19 protein-coding genes, 1 tRNA gene and 1 pseudogene are annotated in these 18,244 nt (G+C 48.2%); 7 read left to right on the top strand and 14 right to left on the bottom strand.

The window, feature by feature from the left end:
- Complete coding sequence (locus DESRU_RS08300; RefSeq protein WP_013841663.1) at positions 1-249, bottom strand: TM1266 family iron-only hydrogenase system putative regulator; 249 nt, start codon at positions 247-249, stop codon at positions 1-3.
- Positions 250-641: 392 nt separating this feature from the next.
- Here DESRU_RS08300 and DESRU_RS08295 point away from each other — a divergent pair, with 392 nt between their 5' ends.
- Positions 642-1,061 (top strand): chemotaxis protein CheW, encoded by a 420-nt coding sequence (locus tag DESRU_RS08295; protein ID WP_013841662.1) that lies wholly within the window; start codon positions 642-644, stop codon positions 1,059-1,061.
- Between the two features lie 261 nt (positions 1,062-1,322).
- Here the strand turns inward: DESRU_RS08295 and DESRU_RS08290 are convergent, their stop codons facing one another.
- The 12 genes from DESRU_RS08290 to DESRU_RS08235 form a co-directional block, all read right to left on the bottom strand.
- Positions 1,323-1,634 (bottom strand): YbjQ family protein, encoded by a 312-nt coding sequence (locus DESRU_RS08290; protein ID WP_013841661.1) that lies wholly within the window; start codon positions 1,632-1,634, stop codon positions 1,323-1,325.
- A gap of 45 nt (positions 1,635-1,679) precedes the next feature.
- On the bottom strand, positions 1,680-2,978 hold the full coding sequence (gene hemL, locus DESRU_RS08285; RefSeq protein ID WP_013841660.1) for a glutamate-1-semialdehyde 2,1-aminomutase: 1,299 nt from the start codon (positions 2,976-2,978) through the stop codon (positions 1,680-1,682).
- A gap of 11 nt (positions 2,979-2,989) precedes the next feature.
- Positions 2,990-3,463 (bottom strand): siroheme decarboxylase subunit beta, encoded by a 474-nt coding sequence (ahbB, locus tag DESRU_RS08280; RefSeq protein ID WP_013841659.1) that lies wholly within the window; start codon positions 3,461-3,463, stop codon positions 2,990-2,992.
- Between the two features lie 19 nt (positions 3,464-3,482).
- Complete coding sequence (gene ahbA / locus DESRU_RS08275) at positions 3,483-3,950, bottom strand: siroheme decarboxylase subunit alpha (protein ID WP_013841658.1); 468 nt, start codon at positions 3,948-3,950, stop codon at positions 3,483-3,485.
- Positions 3,951-4,943: a putative heme d1 biosynthesis radical SAM protein NirJ2 gene (gene nirJ2 / locus DESRU_RS08270; RefSeq protein WP_013841657.1), complete on the bottom strand. Its 993-nt coding sequence runs from the start codon at positions 4,941-4,943 to the stop codon at positions 3,951-3,953.
- Entirely contained in the window at positions 4,944-5,927 is a 984-nt protein-coding gene (hemB, locus tag DESRU_RS08265) for a porphobilinogen synthase (protein WP_013841656.1), read from the bottom strand.
- Positions 5,928-6,075: 148 nt separating this feature from the next.
- Positions 6,076-7,242: a putative heme d1 biosynthesis radical SAM protein NirJ1 gene (gene nirJ1, locus DESRU_RS08260; protein WP_013841655.1), complete on the bottom strand. Its 1,167-nt coding sequence runs from the start codon at positions 7,240-7,242 to the stop codon at positions 6,076-6,078.
- 28 nt (positions 7,243-7,270) lie between these two features.
- The gene (gene cobA, locus DESRU_RS08255; protein WP_013841654.1) at positions 7,271-8,821 is read right to left on the bottom strand and encodes a uroporphyrinogen-III C-methyltransferase; all 1,551 of its coding nucleotides are present in this window, start codon (positions 8,819-8,821) and stop codon (positions 7,271-7,273) included.
- 5 nt (positions 8,822-8,826) lie between these two features.
- Positions 8,827-9,756 carry a hydroxymethylbilane synthase gene (hemC, locus tag DESRU_RS08250; RefSeq protein ID WP_013841653.1) on the bottom strand — a complete coding sequence of 310 codons (930 nt, stop codon included), beginning with the start codon at positions 9,754-9,756 and terminating at the stop codon, positions 8,827-8,829.
- Between the two features lie 17 nt (positions 9,757-9,773).
- The gene (hemA, locus tag DESRU_RS08245; protein WP_013841652.1) at positions 9,774-11,171 is read right to left on the bottom strand and encodes a glutamyl-tRNA reductase; all 1,398 of its coding nucleotides are present in this window, start codon (positions 11,169-11,171) and stop codon (positions 9,774-9,776) included.
- A complete protein-coding gene (locus DESRU_RS08240; RefSeq protein WP_013841651.1) occupies positions 11,146-11,787 on the bottom strand; it encodes a precorrin-2 dehydrogenase/sirohydrochlorin ferrochelatase family protein in 642 nt (213 codons plus the stop codon). The genes hemA and DESRU_RS08240 overlap by 26 nt, the downstream gene beginning before the upstream one ends.
- Positions 11,788-11,798: 11 nt before the next feature.
- Positions 11,799-12,761 carry a polyprenyl synthetase family protein gene (locus tag DESRU_RS08235; RefSeq protein ID WP_013841650.1) on the bottom strand — a complete coding sequence of 321 codons (963 nt, stop codon included), beginning with the start codon at positions 12,759-12,761 and terminating at the stop codon, positions 11,799-11,801.
- Between the two features lie 226 nt (positions 12,762-12,987).
- Here DESRU_RS08235 and DESRU_RS08230 point away from each other — a divergent pair, with 226 nt between their 5' ends.
- The 4 genes from DESRU_RS08230 (at position 12,988) to DESRU_RS20655 (ending at position 15,085) form a co-directional block, all read left to right on the top strand.
- Complete coding sequence (locus DESRU_RS08230; protein ID WP_013841649.1) at positions 12,988-13,290, top strand: hypothetical protein; 303 nt, start codon at positions 12,988-12,990, stop codon at positions 13,288-13,290.
- Between the two features lie 135 nt (positions 13,291-13,425).
- A complete protein-coding gene (locus DESRU_RS08225) occupies positions 13,426-14,085 on the top strand; it encodes a YkyB family protein (RefSeq protein WP_013841648.1) in 660 nt (219 codons plus the stop codon).
- Between the two features lie 165 nt (positions 14,086-14,250).
- Positions 14,251-14,901, top strand: coding sequence for a PAQR family membrane homeostasis protein TrhA (trhA, locus tag DESRU_RS08220; protein ID WP_013841647.1), 651 nt, complete (start codon positions 14,251-14,253; stop codon positions 14,899-14,901).
- An 86-nt stretch (positions 14,902-14,987) separates the two neighbouring features.
- Positions 14,988-15,085: transfer RNA gene (locus DESRU_RS20655), tRNA-Sec, on the top strand.
- A gap of 241 nt (positions 15,086-15,326) precedes the next feature.
- Here the strand turns inward: DESRU_RS20655 and DESRU_RS21755 are convergent.
- Positions 15,327-15,548 (bottom strand): annotated as a pseudogene (locus tag DESRU_RS21755) (phage antirepressor KilAC domain-containing protein); the annotation flags it as partial.
- Positions 15,549-16,901: 1,353 nt separating this feature from the next.
- Between DESRU_RS21755 and DESRU_RS19855 the strand changes: the two are divergent.
- Entirely contained in the window at positions 16,902-17,447 is a 546-nt protein-coding gene (locus DESRU_RS19855) for a hypothetical protein (RefSeq protein WP_013841646.1), read from the top strand.
- A 116-nt stretch (positions 17,448-17,563) separates the two neighbouring features.
- On the top strand, positions 17,564-18,031 hold the full coding sequence (locus DESRU_RS08210) for a hypothetical protein (protein WP_013841645.1): 468 nt from the start codon (positions 17,564-17,566) through the stop codon (positions 18,029-18,031).
- Positions 18,032-18,244 lie beyond the last annotated feature (213 nt).

Here is an 18,244-nt window from a genome sequence, read left to right as displayed (position 1 = left end):
CTAGTATTTGGTACTCAAGGCCGCCCGCACCTGAACCCCTTTGATGTTTCCCAGTTTTCCGGCCATTGCGCCAATCTGGTCATTGCTGCCCTCAACAATCAGGGATATGACCGACAGTGAACGCTCCTTGTGGGGAATACCCATGCGGCCAATGATGATATCCGAATATTGACTTAATACATGGTTAATTTCAGGAGCTTTTACCCGATCTTCAATCACAATTCCCACCACCCCAATTCTCCGACTCATCATACACCTCCCAAATTAAAAACCCATCCGGCCAGAGAAAGGCACAGATGGGTAGTGTACACCACAAATGGTATACCCCTTGGCCAAGGCTTTACCTTTCTCCTCAGGGAATATGCTACATTGTTGCACCCTCCCGGCCAGGCTCACCCGACTGGTTAGGTATTGTCTTTATTATAACTTATTTAAATTATCAGTCAATTGTTTTTGCGGCTTTTTATAGAAATGTAATCCTTTGCCGGCAGTTCTTGCAAAATGTTTACGGCAAAATAAAATAACCCTAGTATTTTGTTACGGCAGAGGAAATATTCTACATTTGTAGAATAACTAGCTTATTCAGATTGAATAAAAATCCCATGATTTTATTCAGGATGAAAATTAAAGGAGTTGATTGTATGGCAGTTGGTCAAGAAGAACAACTGGTTGTATTTCAATTAAACGACCAGCAGTACGCCCTCCCTATCAATGAAACCCAGGAAATCATTCGCATGGCAGAAGTTACCCGGCTGCCAAATACAGATTACTACATTGAGGGTATTATTAACCTTCGCGGAAATATCCTGCCGGTGATCAGTTTAAATCGCCGTCTTGGTTTGCCTGAAACCGAGCAGAGTGAAGATACCCGCATCATTGTGGTGGAAAATAAGGGAAATAAGGTCGGCATGATTGTGGACAGCGTGCTTGAGGTGGGCCGCTATACCGACAGTGAAGTGGAGCCTCCCAACATGATTGGCGACAATGTGGATTTTCTCAAAGGCGTTGTCAAAAAAGGAGACCAGCTATGGCTGCTGGTGAATCTGGATACGGTGCTGTAAAAAGCAAAAAGAGCTGTGGCAAAAAACCGGAATGGTTGGATTGCGCAGCTCTTTATTTCCCACAAATAAAAAGAGAATAGAGCGCGGATTTTACGGATTTCCGCGGATTCTCACGGATTTTATTATTTTTAATAAAAAATCCGCGTAAATCCGTATCATCCGTTCAATCCGCGTTCTATTTCTTATTCGTCCGGTTGTTCGCCGGGTTATCTGCATTTTTCAAGCGCAACTCAAAACCGTTTTGCACAGCCTCTTTATCCTTTAAATGGTCACGGCGGTTCCGCTGGCGGTGACCATGAGCATGCCGTCCCGGATTACTTCATAATCCAGATCCACGCCCACCACCGCATTGGCGCCCGCACGCCGGGCCTGTTCCTGCATTTCCTCTAAAGCGATCTCCCGGGCCTGGGCCAGCTTATCCTCGTAAGCTCCGCTGCGGCCGCCCACAACATCGGTAATGGTGGCAAAAACATCCCGCACGATGTTGGCGCCCATGATGGCCTCTCCGCAAACCAATCCCTGATACTGACGGATGGGTTTTCCTTCAATGTTGGATGTGGTGGTAATAATCACGGCATCTTCCTCCTGTTTCCGTTCTTTTTTATATTCCTGGTCTTTTTAAATATTAGCGGCGGCCTTAAAGGCATTAAAGGAAGCCTCCACCGTACGCTCAATATCTTCGTCGGTGTGAGCCAGGGAAACAAAGGCCGTTTCAAACTGGGCCGGCGCCAGGTAAATTCCCTGATCCAGCATGCTTTTAAAGAAGGCTGCATACCGCTTGGTGTCGGAAGTTGAGGCACTGGCAAAATCCGTAACCGCCTGGGAGGTAAAGAAGGTGCACTGCAGGGACTGTACCCGGTTAAACCATACCGATGCCCCGGCGGCTTTAGCCGCCTGGCTTAAACCCTGGGCCAGCAGGGCGGATTTACGGTTCAACTCTTCATAGACTCCGGGCTGCTGAAGCTGCTCCAGGGTGGCGATCCCCGCCGTCATGGCCAGGGGATTGCCCGACAGGGTTCCCGCCTGGTACACCGGTCCTGCCGGGGAAATCATCTGCATGATTTCTCGGACCCCGCCATAGGCGCCCACAGGCATACCGCCGCCGATAATCTTACCCAAACAGGTCAAATCAGGCGTTACGTTATAGTAAGACTGGGCCCCGCCGTAACTGAGCCGGAAGCCGGTAATCACTTCGTCAAAAATCAACAGGGCGCCGTACTGGTTGCAAAGTTTCCGCAGGCCCTCCAGAAAGCCTTCGGCAGCGGGAACCAGCCCCATGTTGCCGGCCGCCGGTTCAACAATAATGGCCGCAACCTCCCGGCCCACCTCGGCCATTATTTTCTCCAGCAGCGGCAGGTCATTGTAACGGGCGTTGATGGTATTGCCGGCAATGTTCTCCGGCACGCCGGGACTGGTGGGAACGCCGTGGGTTAAGGCTCCCGACCCGGCTTTAATTAAAAGAGAGTCATGATGGCCGTGGTAACAGCCTTCAAATTTAACAATCTTGTTGCGCTTGGTGTAGGCCCGGGCCAAACGCAGGGCGCTCATGGTGGCTTCGGTGCCCGAGTTCACCATGCGTACCATTTCCACCCCGGGCAGAGCCTCCACCACCATCCGCGCCAGGGTTAGTTCCAAATCCGTGGGAGCGCCGTAGGTAATGCCCCGCTCTAAACAGCGCTGGACCGCATGCATTACGGCGGGATGGCGGTGTCCTAAAATAAGAGGTCCCCAGGAGCACACATAATCAATATACTCATTGCCATCCACATCCCACATCCGGGAACCGTTGCCCCTGGCAATAAAAGGCGGATCCATCCCTACGGACTTGAAAGCCCGTACCGGGCTGTTCACTCCCCCGGGTATATAAACCTGGGACTCCTCAAACATTTCCTGGGATTTTCGGTAACTTGGGGCCATGGGACAACCTCCTAATCCATAAAATACTTCATGCTGCTTTTCTTTAATTCCGCCACACTATACAGCAGGCGATAGGTGTTCACCCCGGCAAGTTCAGCCAGTTTTTTGGCGATCCTTTCACATTCTTCCCGGCTGTGGCCGTGCACCATGGTATAAAAATTATAGGGCCACTGGGGCAGGGAAGCCCTTTGGTAACAATGGGTTACCTCCTTTAGCCGGGACATCCGCTCACCCATTTCCTGCACCCGGTCCTCAGGCATCTGCCAGACAATCATGGCATTGGCCGTAAAACCCACCCGCCGGTGCCGCAGGGCGGCTCCAATGCGCCTCATAATTCCGGCCTGCTGAATGGCATGCACTCTGGCTAAAAATTCTTCTTCCGTTAAACCCACCCGCTGGGCCAAAGCCTGAAAGGGTCTGTTTACCAAAGGCAGTCCGGCCTGTAATTCCTTCACAATTTGCTTATCCAGTTCGCTTAATTCCATTGATTCCCCTCACCAAACGTTATTCTTCCGCCGCTTCCAAATCAAAATTGACCAGTACTTTAAAAAATCTTTTGGAAGGAAGATTGATAATCTCTTGAATGCCGGTTTTTTCCTGGATTTCTTTTAAAATCTTTTGCACCTTATGGGGGGATTGGGCCAAAATGGTAAACCACATGTTATATTCGTGGTCCCGCAGGTAATTATGGGTGATGCCAATATAGCTGTTAATCACGGCGGCCACTTCCTCAATACGCTCCTGGGGTACTTTGATGGCACACAAAGTCCCGTTGTAGCCCAATTTGCGGGAATCAAAAACCCCTCCCAGCCGGCGGATAACATCCTGCTGGGTTAATTGTTCCAAACGGTTTAATACTTCTTGTTCCGTAATGCCCAGGTTTTCCCCCAATACCCGGTAAGGTTCCGGGCAGATAGGGAAATCCGTTTGAATCAGGTTCAGCAATCGCCTGTCAATATGATCCAGCTCCATTTAATACCCCTTTCGCCCATGGTACAAACACCAGGGTTCTTCTGCCATATAGTCCCCATGGTAGTAATGCGCCCGGGCCCGGCACCCGCCGCAAATTTTACGGTAGCCGCAGGTCCCGCAGCCTCCCTTGTAGTCAAGGGTCCTCAGTTCCTGCAGAACCGAATTATTTTGCCAAATATCCACAAAGGAATTCTCCCGGACATTTCCCAGGGGAACATTCAAATAGGCACAGGGCTGGACGTCTCCCTTGGGACTGATAATACAGTAGGCGGTGCCGGCCAGACACCCCCGGCGGAAGCGGGTATCCACTCCCATTTGCTTGGCAATCCTCATAAACTGAGGCGCACAGGTTGGTTTCAGTTCAATGTCCACCTGTTTTTGCTTCTCCATAATCCGCTGCAACAGTTGTTCGTATTGTTCCGCCCGCAGGGACTCCTGCTCAATATTTACCGCCCTGCCGGTAGGAACCAAAAAGAAGAAGTGATGGGCCACCGCCCCTTCTTTTACGGCCAGATCCGTTAATTGCTCCACTTCATTTTGATTCCAGTCCATGACCGTGGTATGAATCTGAAAGGGCAGACCGGCTGCCCGGCAGTTGCGCATGCCCTCCAGGGCCCCCTGCCAACAGCCTTCCTGGGACCTGAATTGGTCATGTTTTGCAGGATCAATGCTGTCCAGACTGATGCCAATGCCCGCAGCGCCGCATTCTTTAAGCCGTCTGGCCACCTCCGGCGTAATTAACGTCCCGTTGCTGCCGAAGACCGGTCTTAACCCCCGGAATTTGGCATGGGCCACCAGTTCATAAATATCCGGGCGCATCAAGGGTTCTCCACCGCTGAAGATCATAATTTTGAACCCCGCCTGGGCAATCTGGTCGATTAATCGCTTGCCTTCTTCGGTATTCAGCTCTTCCTCGGCTTTCACGCCGGAATCCCGGTAACAGTGGGCACAGTATAAATTACAAGCGTTTGTGGTATTCCAGGAAACAATCATTTATTTGTCCTCCCTGAGCCACCGCGCCACGTCCTTAGCATGGTAAGTAATAATAATATCCGCTCCGGCCCGCTTAAAGCCCGTTAGCGTCTCTAAAACAATTTTACGTTCGTCAATCCAGCCCATTTCAGCGGCAGCCTTAATCATGGCATATTCACCGCTGACATTGTAAACCGCCACCGGATAGTCAAACTCCTCTTTCAGCCGGCGGACAATGTCCAGGTAGGCCAGGGCCGGTTTAACCATGACAATATCGGCCCCTTCCTCAATATCCGCCCTGGTTTCCCGGATGGCCTCATCCCCGTTGGCCGGGTCCATCTGATACGTCTTCCGGTCGCCAAACTGAGGCGCGGAACCGGCTGCTTCCCGGAAGGGCCCATAATAAACGGAGGCATATTTGGCGGAGTAAGCCATAATAGGCATTTGGGTAAAACCTTCCCCGTCCAGCTTCTGGCGAATGGCCGCCACCCGGCCGTCCATCATATCTGAAGGGGCCACCATATCCGCCCCGGCCCGGGCGTGGGACAAAGCCGTTTGGGCAATCAATTCCAGGCTGGAATCGTTGTCTACCGCACCATCTATAATGAGTCCGCAGTGCCCATGGCTGGTATATTCACACAAGCAAACGTCGGTAATCACCAGCAGTTCCGGAAAAGCCTTTTTTATGGCTGTTACGGCCTGCTGCACAATGCCTTTTTCATCGTAAGCGCCGGTGCCAACCTCATCCTTTTCCTCCGGGATGCCAAAGACCAGCACGCCGGGAATACCCAGTTGCACCACTTCTTTGATTTCCTCCAAAAGGGTATCCAGGGACAGGTTAAAAACACCCGGCATACTGGCCACCGGGCGGCGGATTCCCTGGCCATAGGTGGCAAAAACCGGATAGATCAGATCATCCACCCCAAGGTGGTGCTCCCTGACCAACTGCCGAACTTTTTCGTTCCATCTTAAACGCCGATGGCGCAGGGTAGGAAAACACGGCATGAGTGTAACCTCCTTATTCGCCTTAAAGGTATTCCTCTTTCTTGGGTCCTGTTGTTAGACTTTGTAGTATTTCTTCTGGGTCCAGTTACTAGTCTTTTGAAAGTATCCCCTCTGCCAACAACTGGACCCCATAGAAATACCCTAAAGTCTAAGTAATTTCTTCATCGGTCAAATAACAGGCGGGATCTTCCGCCCAGAAGTCCCCGTGCACCGCTTCGGCCCGGGCACGGAAATTTCCGTTGCAAAGGTCAATCCAGCGGCAGCGGGCGCAGCGCCCTTTAAGCAGCGGTTTACGTTCCTTCAGACCGGCCAGAATGGGATGGCTTAAATCGGTCCAAATTTCCCCGAATTTTCTCTCCCGAACATTGCCAAAGCAGTAATTACGGGTAAATTGATCCGCATGGACATTGCCTTCCCAATCCACTTCGCCAATGGCAATCCCGGTGCGGTTTCCGCCGTTGCGGGACAGCAATTCCAGCACCTGCTCCGCCCGCCGGGGATCTTTCTTCAATAATGTAAGGTAAACATAAATTCCGTCGGCATGATTATCCACCGTTAGAATTTCCTTCTCCAAATCCCGGCGGTGGAAATCCAGGGTTCGTTCTATAATAATGTCCAGGGCGGCCCGGGATTCTTGCGGCGAAATATCCTCCTGAATCATTTCGCTGCCTCGTCCGGAATAGACCAGATGGTAAAAGCAAACCCGGGGAATATCCTCTTGCTCAATTAAATCAAAAATTCGGTTTAATTCCTGGTGATTATGGCGATTAATGGTAAACCGCAAACCCACCCGCTGGCCCACCGCCCGGCAGTTGCGGATGCCGGCCAGGGCGGCGTCAAAGGCCCCCGGACGGCCCCGGAACCGGTCGTTGATCTCTCCCACGCCGTCCAGACTGATGCCCACGTAGCCAACGCCAATCTCCTTGATTTTCCGGGCTACTTCCGGGGTAATTAATGTCCCGTTGGTGGAAATGGTGGTCCGGATACCCTTGGCCATGGCATAGGCAGCCAGTTCAAAAAAATCCTTTCTGATCAGGGGCTCTCCGCCGGAGAACAATAAAACCGGTACATTAAATTCGGCCAGATCGTCAATAAACTGCTTAGCCTCGGCGGTATTCAACTCCTGATATTGTTTGGCGTCCGATTCGGAATAACAGTGCCGGCATTTGAGATTACAGGTGCGGGTGGAATTCCAAACCACCACTGGTCCGTGACCGCTCACCGCTCCGTGCTTCTGCCCTCTGGAACCATGGGTATAGCGGAGGGAGTCGCCGTAATTGTCCGTATTGCATAATAGTTTACTGATACCGATCATTTATCTTATCTCCCTCTTTTCCATTCATTTATATCTTCTTGAAAGACGCTTCATCTTGCCGTCCGTTAAAATGCTTTAATAGGGCTTGAACCAAACCGTCTATGGTATATTCCTCGGCCTCCACATCCACCCGCAGGCCCAGTTCCCGGGCTGTCCCGGAAGTAATGGGGCCGATGCTGGCCACCACCACCTTCTCCAACAAAGCGGGCAATCCCTCGCCGCCCACCAATTTAACAAAATTGCGTACGGTGGATGAACTGGTAAAGGTAACCACCTGAATTTCCCCGTTGGCCAAAGCTTCCCGTATAGCCGAGGCGTCGCCGTCCCCCAGGATGGTGCGATAAGCATGGACTTCATGCACCACGGCGCCCATTTCTTCCAGAGACTGGGGCAATAATTTCCGGGCAATATCCGCCCGGGGCAGCAGAATCCGGTCGCCGGGCAGCACCTTGCCCCTTAAGCCCTCGATAATTTCCTCCGCCCGGTATTCCCCGGGAACATAATCCACCACCAGGCCCCTTTGCTCCAGCTCCTGCCGGGTACGGGGACCAATGGCACACACCCGCACATCTGAAAGGTCCCGTATATCCTTGCGATTGATACGCATCCGTTCAAAAAACATTTTAACCCCATTGACGCTGGTGAAAATCACCCAGCGGTAAGAACGTACATCGCTGATCACGCGGTCGAGCGGTGCAAAATCCTCCGGGGAGGCGATTTGGATGGTGGGAAACTCCCAAGGTTCCCCCCCCAGGGTCTCAATGGCCGAGGATAAGGCGCTGGCCTGTTCCCTGGACCGGGTAACAACCACCCGCTGGCCAAATAACGGCCGGTTTTCGAACCAGGCCAATTGATCTCTTAACTTTACAACTTCCCCTACCACAATTACCGCAGGATTCTTAAAGCTTGCTTCCAGCGCCTTGGCCTGGATGTCCGCCAGCGTTCCGGTGAGGGTCCGCTGCTCGGGCCGGGTGCCCCAGCGGATTAAGGCAACCGGGGTTTCCGGGGACCGGCCAAATTCCATTAAGCGGGCGCAAATGCCGGGCAGATTGCCCATTCCCATCAGAAAAACAAGAGTGCCGGCTCCGGTGGCAATTTTATCCCAGGCAATACTGGAATCCTCTTTATCCGGATCTTCATTGCCTGTAATAATGGCCAGGGTGGAAGTATACCCCCGGTGCGTCACCGGGATTCCCGCATAGGCCGGAACCGAAATGGCCGAAGTAATGCCCGGCACCACTTCAAAGGGCAGTCCGTTCTGCACCAACCGTTCCGCCTCTTCTCCTCCCCGTCCAAAAACAAAGGGATCGCCCCCTTTGAGCCGGGTAACAACTTTGCCTTCCCTGGCTTTATCAACCAGCAGTTGGTTAATCTCCTCCTGAACCATGGCGTGGCGGTCCGGAGATTTCCCCACATAAATTTTTTCCGCCTCAGGCCTGGCATGGGCCAGCAGCCTCGGGCTGGCCAGACGGTCATAAACCAGCACCTCCGCCTTGCGGATACATTCCAGCCCCTTAACGGTAATTAAGCCCGGATCGCCGGGACCCGCTCCAACCAGATAAACAATACCTCGCGCCATTTATATCAATCCCCTGCTCTAACTGTTTCCAGTATTTTTTTACCGCCCATGGACAGCAGCTTTTCCGCCACTTCCACACCTAAATCACCGGCCCGGTTCAACGTCGATTCTCCCTGAGCCCGCAGTACCTGACGGCCATCCAGGGTGGCCACCACGGCCTGTAAATACAGTCTGTCCCGCTCTACCCGGCCATAGGCGCCGATGGGCACTTGACAGCCTCCTTCCAGGTACCGCAGCAAAGACCTTTCGGCATCGGTGGCCGTCCGGGTATCCGGGTGCTCTACCCCCTGAAGCAATGTCAAAACTTCCGCATCGTCCTCTCTGCACTCCACCGCAATGGCTCCCTGGCCCACGGCAGGTAAACAGATATCAAAAGGAATTATTTCCGCAATCATGTCTTCCCATCCCATGCGAATAATCCCGGCTGCCGCCAATACAACGGCATCCAGCTTTTCAGCGGCCAGTTTCTTCAGGCGTGTATTAAGGTTCCCCCGCAAGGCCTCCAACTGAAAGTCCGGCCTGTAATGTAAAAGCTGGGCGCAGCGCCGCAGGGAAGAAGTCCCGATTCTAGCCCCTCTGGGCAGTTGCGACAGCTTTTTTCCATCCTTGGCTATCAACGCGTCTCCGGGCTTTTCCCTTTTACAAACCGCTCCAATCATTAATCCTTCCGGCAATTGCGTGGGCATATCCTTCAGGCTGTGCACCGCAAAGTCAATTTTACCCTCCAGCATGGCCACTTCCAATTCCTTGGTAAACAGCCCCTTGTCGCCAATCTTGGCCAGGGCCACATCCAGCATCTTATCTCCCTTGGTTTTCATCTCCACTATTTCAAAAGAAACCTGGGGATTTTGTTTCTGTAATTGCTCTACCACCCACCGGGTCTGCCAAAGGGCCAGCGCACTGTCCCGGCTGCCCACGGTAATTTTCTGCCTCATGGTAGCCTCCTGAAAAATTATTCCCTAGACATCCCGTCCGCCAGCATGGCTGCCGCTCCCTGATCCCAGCCGGAACTACCGGCGTGATGACGGACATTGGTTCTCTTTTTCTTTTCCGGCGAAGCCATTTTCGCCTGGGGCCTCTGCCCTTCCAACTCCAGGTTAAATAAATTTTGCAGAATTTCTGTATATAAATGGCCTTCCGGCGTTAAAGCATACTGTTTCAGCTTAATCACAGGATCATGGAGCAACTGACTCACAATGGAGTTGGCCAGAGCCCCGATAATCTTCCGCTCCCGGTCCGTTAAGTCTCCCAGGCGGTTATAGGCCCGGTAGAGCTCCCGCTGCTTGATCTCGTCGGCTTTTCTTTTTAAAGCCGTGATGGTAGGAACCACAAACCGGGTGGACAACCATTTCATGAATTCATCCAGTTCTTCTTCAATAATTCCCTCTGCGGACACGGCAGCCTGCCGCCGCTCCTCCAGATTGGCGTCCACCACATGGGTCAAATGATCTACATCATACAAGTTCACTCCGGCCAGTTTCCGGACCTCCGGATCAATATCCCGGGGCACGGCAATATCAATAATCATCATGGGTTTCCCGGCCCGTTCCTTCATCACCGCCTGCATTTCCTGGCATTTGATGATGTAATGCTGGGCCGCGGTGCTGGAAATAACAATATCCGTCTGGTGCATATACTGAAAAAGCCGGTCAAACTTGATGGCCGTACCGTTAAACTTTTCCGCCAGAGCCACCGCCCGGTCGTAGGAACGGTTGGAAACAATGACGCTGGAAACCCCGTTGGATACAAGATTGACCACGGTTAGTTCGCTCATTTCCCCGGCCCCGATCACCAGCACCGAGCGCCCCTCCAGGGACCCGAAGTTTTGTCTGGCTAATTCCACCGCGGCATAGGGAATGGATACGGGATTTTGATCAATGCCGGTTTCCGTACGGATTCTTTTCCCGGTGGTAATGGCCTGCTGAAAAAAGGTATTTAAGACCACATTGGTACTGCCGGCCTCCAGGGCCATTTCATAGGCTCTTTTAACCTGACCGAGAATTTGTGTCTCGCCTAAAATCATGGAGTCCAAGCCGGCCACCACCCGGAACATATGCCGGATGGCATCGTATAAAGTATGGCAGAAGGTATAATTTTTTATTTCCGAAATATCCAAGCCGGATTTTTCCGATAAGAAAGACCACACGGAACTCATTCCGGTATCCAGCTCCACCGGAGCAATATAGATCTCCGTCCGGTTACAGGTGGAAAGAATGGCACACCCGTCAATGCCCGGACAGGCTAAAAGCTTTTTTAAAGAATCGGACATAGCCCATTCAGCAAACGACAATTTTTCCCGCACCTCCAGGGGTGCAGTACGGTGGTTAACTCCGATGACTGCGATAAGCACGTTCCACCCGCTCCTTTGCCTGGTCATACTTTTTTGCTTTAAGAAGTTCCAGAATATCAGACTCAACCAGTTCCGTAAAAATTGCCTTCCTGCGGTTTATATCCTCTACCTCATCCAGGGCCCGGCAGCGCACATCCGCTAATAATTCCAACAGTTCCCCGTATTCGGGTCCAAATTGGCACTCCAATTGGCGCCGGATACGGGCGGCCATTAACGGACTGGCGCCGCCGGTGGAAACAGCCAGGGTCAGTTTACCGCGCCGAACCACCGAAGGTACATAAAAATTCCCCTTGGCCGGATCCGTCACTAAATTAACGGCCAACCCCCTGGCAAAACAATGCCCGGCAATGGTTTGATTTACTTTTGGATTATCCGTGGCGGCAAAAACCAGGAAGACCCCCGCCAGATCCTGAAACCGGTACTCCCTTTCCAGCCATTCCAGCTTTCCCTGCTGGACCCACTGTTTCATTCGGTCTGTGACCTCAGGACTGACCAGCCTTACTTTGGCGCCACATTCCAGCAGGGAAGCGGTTTTTCGTTCCGCTACTTTTCCACCGCCCGCCACCAGGCAGACCTGATTTTCCAGGTTCAGATAAACCGGATAGAGATTTTCCATGGAACTCGCTCTTAAAACCTCCTGATGCCCACAAAATCGGCTATCTGCCGGAATATTTCCTTCACCGGCCGATCGGGCAATTGGTTCAAATTTTTCTTGGCTTTGGCTATATATTTTTGGGAAGCCGCAACGGCATAATGAATACCTCCGGCTTCCTTAATAATTTCAATGGCTTCAACCACCTGAGCCTCGGTTTTATCACGAATTTCCACCAGTTCCCGCAAGCGTTCCCGCTGGGAACTCTTTTCCAGCGAGTAGATGACGGGCATGGTTAGAATTCCCTGCCGCAGATCACCGCCAATGGGCTTGCCCAACTCCCGCTGATCGGCAACCATGTCCAATATATCATCGGTAATCTGAAAGGCCATTCCCAAATGGTGGCCAAAACGGCCTAATCTTCTATGTTCATTTTCAGGAGCTCCGGCGGCCACCGCACCCAGTTGACAGCTCGCCGCAATCAGCAGGGCCGTCTTGCGCTTAATGCGGTAAAAATAATCCCGCCAGGTCTGATTGGCGCTGTAAGCAGTTGAAATCTGGTGAATCTCACCTTCACACATTTTCACGCTGGTGTCTGCCAGCACCCTGGCAATGAAGGGATCTTTATAAGTTGAAATTAAAACCAGGGACTTGGCAAAAAGATAATCTCCCGTATGCATGGAGATTCCGTTGCCCCAGTTGGCTTTAACGGTGGGGATCCCCCTTCGGGTCATGGATGCGTCCACCACATCGTCATGCACCAGAGAAGCCATATGAATCAGTTCCAGGGCTACCGCCAGGGGTAAAAGCCTCTCTTTGTCGCAATCGTAAAATCTACCTGCCAAAAGTGCAAAAGCCGGGCGCAAACGCTTTCCTCCGGCATTTAACAGGTGCATGGAAGTCTGAGTTAAAAGAGAATCCCGGGATTGAACAACCTTTGCAATTTCCTGTTCAACCACCCGTAGGTCATCCCTAATATGACTAAAAAAGTCCAGCATTTTCTAATACGTCACCCACTTGATAGGTTATCTTGCCAACCTTAACAGGTACATATTCGTCAGCAGTTAAAGAATTCCTTCCTTTTCGATAAAATACGAGGATTTTCAGTAACAGACTATGTTCATTACTATTTTTCCTAAATTGGCAAAAAAAATTTCTTGCAGGAGAAATAGCACCCGGGGGTGAATTGTTTTGAAAATATATCCTTATTAGGAGAGATTTTATATGAGCAAACGATTTATCATACGCAAAGAACTTGTGGAAAATTTAGACGCCACCACAATGAAGAGCTTCATTCATAAAGTTTTGGATGACATTGACGCCTGCCAATCCAGCCAGCCTTTTGCCCCCAATTTAGAAAAATTAGGGCATGAAGTGTTGAGAGCAGCCTTTGAAATAGGCTTAGTTCATCTTGACAACGGCTGCCCCGGCTGCAGCGGCAGTTGCAGTGCGGATTCTACCGCTCCGGAGGAAGCAAAACCCTCCAATCATACCTGCAAAGTGATTCCCTTTAAAAAACTGCATTAAAAAAGAAACCTCTTCCCGTCCCCAAGCAACCCATGGGACGGGAAGAAATTTTTTACAGAGATTAAAATTTCCCTATTGCCAAATTTTTATTGCCATGCAACCGGGTTTTTCTTGATACAATAGAGTTGGGTGATTATGATGGTGCAATATAAAGGCTGGTCTGATGTTCCGGGTCACCTCAAAACCAGGACAACGTTAGAAAGGCTGGGCCTTATACCCCGTTTCCACGATTCTCCCGATGCCATAGTGGATGTTTTTAATAAAAACGGCTATAAAAAATACTATCTCTATGACATCAATCAATGCCTGCCCATAGAAAACTATACCCCACGCATTGACCGTATTGAAATGACCACGGAAAACCTGGCGGAAGCCCTCTATGTGGTAAACAAATCCGCCAAAAGAATCCGGGACTCTAAAAGAGACGATTACTTCACGGGACAACATAACCGGGCTAAAAAATCAAAGCTCAAGGAACAGGAACTTTACCATTTAAAAGAAAAAATCCTGTCCAAAATGCTGGAGGAAAACCGGGCGGAAATCCTTGGGGTGCATAAGCAGTTGGTAACCAACAAGTCCGAATACGAGTGGGAAAATTACCTCTTGCTGATTACCGTTGACGATTTCAGCTTTCACCGGCCCATCAAACCGAAAGATATTCATAAACATCCCTATCTGGGGGAAATTGAACTTATCACTGCGGAAAAAGATCGCAAAACCAGGCTGAATTTTTACGAGGCGGTGCAACTGCTGGAGAAATACCTGGATACCCCGGCCCTGGAAAAATATAAATAAGTCGTAGCTTAGAGGGATGGCATTTTTTAAAAACATCCCTCTTTCATTTCCATAATTTTTCTTTCTATAAATTTACGGAGAATAAAATAAATTGAAGCAGGACAAATATATTTAATGGCTAAATATTCCTATAGAAAATGAAATGAGAATTCCGAGGTGAGAGTAATGAGTAAATTGAGAGACCCCTTCAGCGGGTTAAGCCATTTAACAGGCGCTGTTTTATCCATCATTGGTTTAATTGTGCTGGTTTATAACGCAGTGGGCCACGGTAAAATTTCTCATGTGGTTTCATTTTCCATTTTTGGTGCAAGCCTGATCCTCCTCTACACCGCCAGTACCCTCTATCATTTATTGCCCTTGTCCCAGAAAGGAATCGGGGTTTTACGGCGCATCGACCACATGATGATCTTTGTCCTCATTGCCGGGACCTATACGCCCATCTGCCTCATCCCCTTACGGGGAGGTTGGGGTTACTCCCTTCTGGTGGCTATATGGACGCTGGCCGTTGCCGGCATCTTGATTAAAATCTTCTGGATGGAAGCGCCCCGCTGGTTTTCAACCCTGCTTTATGTTTTCATGGGTTGGCTGGTGGTCATCGCCTTCTGGCCGCTGATACAGGCCATCTCCCTGAAGGGAATTATCTGGATGGTGCTGGGAGGCCTCTTCTACACGGCGGGGGCTATTTTCTACGGCACCAAATGGCCGCCCAACATCATCCCCGGCTGGTTTGGCTTTCATGAAGTCTTCCATCTTTTTGTCATGGCCGGCAGCCTCAGCCACTTTTGGTTAATGGCCAGATACATTATGTATATTTAGCCGGTTGCCTAGTATCCAGTTATGCATTATAATAAAAAGATATTTTGCAGAATTTTTTAACAAGATTCATCAGCATAAATACACACGGGGGTGGATGGTGCCTGGTGGTGCTCCTGGTCTTCAAAACCAGTCGTTGGGCAGCGTTCCTGTCCATGCTAGGTTCGATTCCTAGACACTCCCGCCAGTATTTTTAAGGCTTCCGGGCATTCGGAAGTTTTTTGTTTTTGGCATTAATAATTTGGAACCAAAAAATACCCTAAATGGATTTTATTTATCTCCGATTTCAAAGTTGCCTTTATTACCTTATAATGACCTAGAGGTGTCTATTTCTCTGCCGGGTCAATAATATCGGTCTTTCCACACCAAATCATGGCCATATATGTGGCCCGGCGACTGTTTCCAAATGGAAGATGAACGCTTCACTTTCACTCGAGGTCGTGGGGTTCTTCCTGCTCTACCGTATTGAGGTACTTATTATAAAACTCGTATTCGTTAAATAAAGACGTGGAAACACCGCTTTTCATATTACGCCTGGTAGGGATTGATCTGTTTTCCCAGTCTTTAACGAGAACTCTGTGTTCGCGGAGAAACTTAAACAAATCGCTCCGTTCCATACAGGGAATATTAAGTACTTTCGCTAAATCTCCATATAGTAATACTGAAACACATCGATCTTCTCAGCTTTAGAAGCTTTAATTCATCTCTACCTCTCTGAACGCAGTCTTCAGTTTTTCATTTCATTGATGGCTCCTAAAAGCTTTCTGGAGCTTCCTTCCAATTTCCTTCACGTTCAACAGGTAAGACCAGGGAGCCCTCGCGACTTCGCTGCCTCTGAGTAGCATCCGATTCTGAGAATAAATAGCTCGGCGTAGAAAAACAGTTAAGAAACAAGTCTTTATTGAAAATAGGTTAACATTTTTGACAAGGATTATGTGCCTAACAAACTTTTCCAGTCCGACTGAATAACCGCGACGGTTTCGGATATAGTCCGACTCATGTGCCAGCTCACGTTATACTCTATGGGATAAACTTACTAGGTATTTCTTGCAGAAGTATTTTATAACGTCGTGAGCGTTCTTTAATTCCTCCGTTTAATTTGCAGTAATACAGTCTATGTTTACTATTATCTGGTTAGTGTCGCGTTTAGATGACATATTCTCTTTAGTCGTCTAAATACGACACATTAAAAGGCATGATCTCTCCATTAAAAATCGCAAGCTGGGATGCTGGGTAATCTATAGACGTTATTCCTCCGGTCTATCTCCTCGTCGGTTGCAAGCTCGACGATAGGTTTCCCGTTGAACTGGAACTCCAATAGACTTTTAACTTGTTTGTAGGTTGCTTGACGATGGATTACCATGAGCTCCGCAACTTCATAGTAGCGACTATCTCCCCTCATGTGCATAGCCGGGATAGAGCGTCACCCAGTTCACGCATCAGATCGCTTTCCGTAGTTGAATACATTTTCACGAAAAAGACCTTCCTTTACCCTAGCCGTTGGACAGTTTTCCACAGGCACATCCCCTTTAAACAGACAATAACGATATTTAGCGGAAGCGTGAAAGAAAAATACATTTGTAAAATAAAGAATCGGGAGTTTTTAATCCTCCAGGTATAGCTTCTTGCAGGTTATTTTATCGAAATTTACCAGGTTTTGTCGTGAGGTTATAATGGACTTAAAGCATGTAACATGATATTATTTTGGCATAAAATACATAAATATACATATATAATTTTTTTGTTTATTATTTTTATAAATTATCTCAAATTATTTATATTTTTTTGAGAGGAGGTGAGTAAATTGGTCTATTATCAATTATCCCGAGATCCCCCCACTCCACAAAAAAAGTAACAGTGGATTTGGCAGCCAACCGGGTACAGCCCTGACAATGCGTGCCCTTTGTTATGCCGTCCATAACCACTATTACAATTCTATTTAACCATTTTTTTAGCCAAATTTCAATTGAAAAAAGTTAATCTCAAAGATAAGGAGGTTCCTAATGAGGTTAATTAAACAAAAAATAAGCTTTTTACTGGTAGTAACTTTGCTAGTCAATTTGTTGTTACCAGGCATGAGTGCGTTTGCTGCTGAAATAACTCATGATTCTGCTGTTATTGGAAGCAACAATCAAAAATGTGATACAAAAGTCGAATTAATAAATGATGTTTCCACTGCTGAAGAAGAAAAATTAGATGCGGATGGAGAAGTAGTAATTCAAGGGAAAATTGGTTATATGGTTAAGTTAGCACTTCAGACAATTAGAGCTGCTGTTAAAGTGGCTGATTGGACAGGCAAAGAAATTAGTATTATTTTTAAAAAATTAGGCAAAGACTCTGCGACAATAGATTATTTTAAAAATAATACTTCTAAAATTATTAAAGCTATTGATAAGGTTATTAACACACTTGATGAAGCCCAAGACTATGTAACGGCCAACATAAGACAGCTGTTATATGATGCTTTAATAAGCGCTAATGTGCCTGGAAGTTATGCACTTCCTATAGCAGATGCAATAGCAGCTGCTGTAGATGTTTTATTATTGTAAATGGTTAAACCAGCAGAATAAGAGGAAAGATGTTCCTCTTATTCTGCTGCCATTGACATATTAGTATGGATGATATCAAGATTAAAATACATATTGGATATAATCAGGGGGTTAAAATGAAAGATAATCTAGAAAAGTTGCAAGAAGTAATTGTTCAACAGCAAAAAAAGATTGATGAAATGCAAAGTAAGATAATTGAGTTGTCAGATTATATTTTACGTCTATCAGTATGCAAACTTACAAACCCTAAATATCCGTACTATGATTTTATTGTATCGACTCGAATGTCGCCTGAAAAACAGAGTAAAATTGATGTGCTTTTCCTGTTACTATCAGAAATGTTTGAAGGAAAGAAGATGCGAGAGAGTGCTAGAAGGATTGAAGATTATCCTACAGATTTTTTATTTTCCAATGAACCTCCTAAATATAAGGATGTAAGTTTGGCTATTACTAATATTTTAGGGGCAACAAGTAGCGAATTGTCTTTAGAGGTAATTAAAAAATTAAAAGAGCAAGGTTTTTATGTTGAAGTATGTGATAATTTATTAAATCAATATGATATTAATAATGAAAATGATGAATAAAAAAATTTAATAAAGACATCGAAATATTCAGATAAGAATGATGCTTATCTGCCTAAACTAAGACTGGTTTTTAATAGAAAATTCAAGAAGAATTTTTGAAAAACCAGTCTCCAACAAAATAGGAATAGCACAGATTTTACAGGTTCCTGCTGGCAAACTCATTGCAGAAAAATTTGCACTGGCTGCATGAATTCCGATACATTATACAGCGTC

It is taken from the genome of Desulforamulus ruminis DSM 2154 (genome assembly GCF_000215085.1).
GTDB classification, from domain to species: Bacteria; Bacillota; Desulfotomaculia; order Desulfotomaculales; family Desulfotomaculaceae; genus Desulfotomaculum; species Desulfotomaculum ruminis.
The sequence above is the reverse complement of the archived record's forward strand: the minus strand, read 5'-3'. Positions and strand labels throughout refer to the sequence as shown.